This is a genomic window from Neorhizobium turbinariae, from assembly GCF_023223505.1.
Lineage (GTDB): Bacteria > Pseudomonadota > Alphaproteobacteria > Rhizobiales > Rhizobiaceae > Neorhizobium > Neorhizobium turbinariae.
On the sequence record NZ_JALPRY010000034.1, the window covers coordinates 1 to 5,724 of the forward strand.

The window sequence follows — 5,724 nt, forward strand, 5'->3', positions numbered from 1 at the left end:
GATAATTTCCCGCAATCCCGGGTCAGCTCTCAGTGCAAATCAACAACGAGGTGTTGCAATTGACGGAGGAGGACGAGCGCGCTTTCGACATTACGCTCTTCAATCACCCGATCGGAAGAAACGGGCTGATCTTCATGGGAATTCCCTACTTCGATGAGCGGCTTCAACAGTTCATCAACAAGAACAAGAAGGGTCGGGCGGACATCCGGGTGAACCCGTGGGACCTCGGCAAAATCAAAGCTAGGACCCTCGATGGCATGGGCTTCTACTCGCTCACGTGTCCTATCCCAGGATTCGATGGCGTTTCGGTGACGCACTGGCGGATCGCGCAGCAGTGGCTGACGGAGCGCTTCTCGTTAGACGAGCAGAAGGACCACGCCAATGTCATGCGCGCGCTCAAAGCGACCATGTACAAGGTCGAGGTCGCGGAGGAGAGAAACGACATCGCCTCGCATCAGCACACGGCCGACGATCTTCTGAGAATCCATCGCAGCATCAAGGGGCATCTGTACCAGCCCAAGGCCCAGCAGGACTACGGTGACACCGTTCCGGAGGAGCCCTCCACCACTGAACCAGAAGAATCGCCGCCTGTGTCGCCCCGTTCGCGGAAGGATATCCTAGGCCCAAGCGCCAACGCCCCAAGCGACCCTGATCGCTTCGAGAAGGCACGGAAAGAGGCCGGACTGCAGGCGGTCTCACCTCAGGTGACCCGCCCCAAGGCGGCGGCTCCCAAGCGATCCCAGCATACTGATGTTTCAGATGGTGGACAGCAAAGGAGCAGTGGCGCGAGGCGGAAACGGCTATTCAATCCGGACTATAAGTCAGAGGACAAGTAGGAATGAGCATGAACGGACCGGACCACGGCGCCTCGGGACTTCCAATGGCTGGATCGGATCGCGACCTTGATGCCCGACAGCGGCGCATCCTCGAGGTCATGAACAGGGTCAAGGCCGCATATTACAAGACCAAGAACGATGAACAACTTGAGGTGCATCTGCGGCGCATCGAGCGTGGGATCCAGGACGGCTCCGAACCGGGGCATATCCTGATGATCAGCGGAGAATCAGCGGCAGGCAAGTCAACGATCGTGAAGCGCGGGCTGAGGCTCCTGACGACGCTTCGCGACTACGAGGACGAGTATGGTGAGATGATGCGCCCGACGCTCTACGTGCGCGCTCCCGTGGCATGCAGCATGGTCGATCTCAACAGGGAGATCCTGGAACTGCTGGGGTACGAGGGGAACGTGATCGGCTCGCCTACGACAGTCGGGCACAAGACAAGGCGTACGCTGCGGAACTTCGGGACGAAGCTCGTGGTGATCGACGACTTCCAGCACGTCTTCGACGCACCGAAGAAGATGGACCCACGGATCATCCTTCACACGCTGAAGAACAGCCTGCAGGATGTCATGTGGCCGCTTCATTTCGTGCTGGTGGGCCTCCCGGACATCGATGGTCTTGTCGACTATGATCCCCACAAGGAGATGGAGCGCCGGACTGATCAGTTCGCAGTCGAGGACTTATGCTTCGAGGAGGACAAGGAATATGTGGCGTGGATCCTCGACAACCTGATCCGGGATCGAGCCGGTCTCGCCATGTCCCGGGAGCAGCCGTTCGAACTGATTGCCCGCATCATGCACGGCGCTCGTGACCGTTTCGGGTTGATCCTGCCGTTGATCTATCACGCTATCGAGGACGCGCTCGAGACGGACTCGACTGAGGTCTCGACCCAGAACTGGATCGAAGCCTACGCCCGCCTAGCGAAATGCGGTGACAATGACGCTGAGAACGTCATGCATGCCGACAACTGGCGCTCGATCATCCGGACGGTCGACCGCCATGGGAATTTCGGACCGGTGGATGCCAGTTCCGCGTCCGGGAAAGGGAGGCGCAAGTAATGGGTCTGATCAAGGTAGAACTGCGCGAGGACGAGAGCCTTACGAGCTTCTGCTCCCGACTGGCAGTCGCGAACGCGCGAACCGCATTCGAGCTCTGCCAGGATTTCGGCTTCAAGTTCCGCAAAGTGGTCGACGGCGATGAGGATGCTATTGCCGCATTGTCCAAGATCTCCGGCGTGGACCGCGATGTCCTCGAGGCGGCAGCGGTGAAGAGGGTCGGAGAGCATTACGTGTCTGTCGGGGGAGACCCGACACCCTGGGTCTTCCATCCTAGGGCCGCGGTCAAATTCTGCCCATCATGCTTTGCCGAGGACGATCAGCGCGTCGACCTTCGTCCGCGCACACGCAGGTACGGGAGAAAGACGTGGTTCTCACGCTTCATCCGGACTTGCCCCATTCACTCTCGAGCTTTGGTATCGGCAGGCATCGGTTCCAATCCGAATCACACCCATGACTTCTGCAGCATGCTTGGTGAACTACGCCGAGAGGTCGCCATTGCCGCTGCGGCATCCACAACGCGGGACTTCTCACTTTTCGAACGTTACATCTATGGACGTCTCAAGGGTGAGAAGCCAGGAAACGACCTGCTCGACCAGCTTCCGATCTATGTTGCAGGCGACATCTGCGAAGTGGCGGGAATGGTGGTACTGTACGGGAAGAAAGTCAGGACACTGAAGAAGTCAGACGATGAGTTCTGGCAGGCCGCGTCCGCAGGGTTCGAGTTCTTCAAGGAAGGTCTGACAGGCCTGCACCGCTTCCTTGAAAGCCTCAATACAAAGGAGAAGCTTCCGAGCGCATACTATGGCGGCGGCCAGCTCTATGGTGCTTTTCACGCTCTTCTTGCAGAAAAGCTAGACAATCCTGCATACGATCCTGTGAGGGACGCAGTGAGGGCCCATGCCTACAACTCTCTACTCCTCACCGACACCAGCAGCATCTTCGGCAGGTTCCAAGAAGCCAAGTACCTCAGCTACCCGTCTTTCGAACGGAAATACGGCATCACGCCGTTCCTACTTAGGAAATTCCTTCACACTACCGAGGCCTACACCAACCTCCCCGGCACGAACCTCGAGGTGATCGATGCCGACAAAGCGGAGTCAGTGGCTGATGCAATCCGAGATCTTGTGCGAGGAACGGACGGCGCCGAATTGATCGGGATCAGCTATACTGGCTTCGTCTCCTTAGTCGAGGAACGCATCATCGTTCCCACGATCCCGCATGATCGTAAGGCGAAGATTTCTACACGATTCTCAAGAAAGGAACTCACGAGGCTCCGGGATGACCTGCTTGCAAAGGGCACTCCGGGATCCACTGACGGCCTAATGTCCATCAAGGATGTAACTAAGTCTCTCTCATGTTCCTATAAGGAAGTCCTGAAACTCCTACTCCGGAATGAAGTGACGCACGTCGGAATCGACCCGAGCAAGGCGGGCATCATGTCACTCATGCTCAACCGGGATGAAGTCGACAGCAGGATCCTGCGCCCACAACACGGTTACATGACAGCCGTGGACCTAGCGAAGAGATGGAACACGTCGCGCAACGGCGTCAGTCCGCTCATGACCCACGGTCACATCGAGACACGGACGGAGCCCAATTCACACACTAAGATCCCGCAGAAGGTTGTTACAATCGAAGCGGTCAAAGCCTTCGAGAACCGCTATATCAGTCTGGCCGAGTGCTGTGAACGGTCTGGTCTCAGGCCGCCGCGGGCTACGAAAAGGCTGAAGGCGGCTGGTCTTTCCCGGACATTCCCCAAGAAGCAGATGAAGAATGCCTTCTACCTCCGAGACCGCGCTGAGGCTGCGCTTGGCCTCGATCCCAACCCACGCTAAGACCGCGCTAGCGTGTGAATGAACGAACGTTCTCGGCCGTCACCCTGATCGAAGCAGCCGCGGTGGTGAGTGCATGATACATCGCGGAGTCCGCAACGATATCCGGATCACCGAATAGCCGTGGGCTCGCGTAGGGAACATCGCTGGAAATCCACACGCTCACCATACGCCCGCTCGTCCGCAGCATTGACCCCAGCTCGTACGAAGGTTCAGCGCCCTGAGAGATCCCGCAGGTGAAAGTGAGCATGGTTCCCGCTTCATCGCCGAGGCAACTCGGTTGAATGAAGAAGCCATCAATGAACAGTGGCGGCGTATTTCGGAGAGCGAGACCTGTCCCCTCGCCTATGTGAACGTAACATAGATCGGGGAAGATTCCCTCGTCCTGGAGATCCGCGAACGCATCGTTCTCGGACACGAAGTCTGCAATTTTCAGACGGCCCGCAACGTCGTGCACGACTTCGCCTGCACTCTGCCACGCCAGGCAAAGTCCTTCGAGTTCGTCCAAAAGATGTTCCCTGAGCCGCCGTTCGGATTTCCCAACGCCACCCAGCGAAGCCTTCGTCAAGGTCTCGCGTACCGCTGTATAGACATCATCTATCCGATCGTCACCGTGGACCTTGCTCGCGGCTACCGCTGCCCGGCCGATCTCGGACAGGCGCTCGTCGTAGCGCTCGCGCAAGATCGCGAAACGAGTTGGGAAATAGACTGTCACCTTCAATGCCCTCGAATGCCATCGAGGAAATCATCCATCCCGAGATCGCAAGAATGAAGAGCCGGTGGCTGGACTGGTTCTTCAGGCGGAACTCAATGACAGACCTCGGTGGTACGATGACACGTTCAGCGCCACGATAGCGAAAATATACGCATTGATTTAACTGCCATATTCGGTGTCTCTAATGACAAATTCAATGGCTCCCTACAACCTTAGCGGAAGCGACAAATAGGAATCCTGGCCGCACGCAAGTGCGGCCAGAAAGACTGCACGGAACATTTCGTGAATCCGCAAGGAGTCCGGAGCGCCCGCCAGCAGGCAAGCTACCCTAAGCCTGCTTTGGTGAAGCGGACAACGAGAAAAACTCGCGCCTCGTGCGCCAGGTAATCATCGCTCCCCACCTCTCATCTGCCCCTCATCCGCCTGCCGGCACCTTCTCCCCGCAGGCGGGGAGAAGGGATATGCCGCACCGTCTCGGCCTGATTCGAGGTTCGGCGTGGGGCACGTCCCCTCTCCCCGTCAGAACGGGGAGAGGGTTAGGGTGAGGGGCAGCAAATTCGGTAAAAGGAACAAGATGAGGCGAAGCATTATCCCCTCACCTGAAAAATCTAGCACTTAGCCCTTCGGCCTAAGCTGCCGATTTTTCTTCCTCTCCCCCAAGGGGAGAGGAGCCGATGCGGCATCCTCGACGCCCTCCCTCTCCCTTGGTGGGAGAGGTTACAAAATCACGATCTTAGCTTTAGCTAAATCGTAGATTTTGTTGGTGAGGGGGTAATGCATCTCCACCCCGGTGGAAAATCTTGCACCCCACCTCCAGCATCCTCAATCACTTAGCCGAAAAACCACCCTCGATCTTCCACGCCCACAGAACCCGCTCCGACAATGGCCCCGTTCCGCATCGGATACGCTGGCAGGCGTGCCAGCCATGCGGAGCCGGCGCCGGGGGTGAAGGGAGGACGTGAACCTTCACCCCCGGGGTTCGCGGAAAATGGTCTCCCTCCGGCGAGACGGGGGAAGCAGGCGGGAACGGACCACCCACTGCTTCTGATGCCCGAAAGAGCGCGTCGGACGTGCCTGTGCGGCACACATGGGGGTTGAGGATGATGGTGCCGCCGGACCTTCAAGTCCGACGGGATGCCTGGGACGAAAAACCCAAGGCGCCCGGCAACCGGCGGAAAACGCCATCCTTCAAGATCCTCGCAGAGAGACCCAAGTCGCGGGCAAAAACCGCCGAACGGGGCGCTGAAAGGTGTCACCTAAACTAAAACTTCAAGAGGCAG

4 protein-coding genes are annotated in these 5,724 nt (G+C 58.0%); 3 read left to right on the forward strand and 1 reads right to left on the reverse strand.

The genetic code is table 11. The annotated features are described in order from the left end of the window. Positions 1-32 precede the first annotated feature (32 nt). Genes M0654_RS21850 through M0654_RS21860 form a run of 3 tightly spaced genes read left to right on the forward strand, consistent with a single transcriptional unit; the run spans position 33 to position 3,732 of the window. Positions 33-836 (forward strand): hypothetical protein, encoded by an 804-nt coding sequence (locus M0654_RS21850; protein WP_248684907.1) that lies wholly within the window; start codon positions 33-35, stop codon positions 834-836. Positions 837-838: 2 nt separating this feature from the next. Further along, complete coding sequence (locus tag M0654_RS21855) at positions 839-1,897, forward strand: TniB family NTP-binding protein (RefSeq protein WP_248684908.1); 1,059 nt, start codon at positions 839-841, stop codon at positions 1,895-1,897. Then, positions 1,897-3,732 (forward strand): TniQ family protein, encoded by a 1,836-nt coding sequence (locus M0654_RS21860; RefSeq protein ID WP_248684909.1) that lies wholly within the window; start codon positions 1,897-1,899, stop codon positions 3,730-3,732. Before M0654_RS21855 ends, M0654_RS21860 begins: the two co-directional genes overlap by 1 nt. Before the next feature lie 7 nt (positions 3,733-3,739). Here the strand turns inward: M0654_RS21860 and M0654_RS21865 are convergent, their stop codons facing one another. Continuing rightward, positions 3,740-4,444, reverse strand: a complete 705-nt coding sequence (locus M0654_RS21865; RefSeq protein WP_248684910.1) for a hypothetical protein — start codon at positions 4,442-4,444, stop codon at positions 3,740-3,742. Between the last annotated feature and the right edge of the window lie 1,280 nt (positions 4,445-5,724).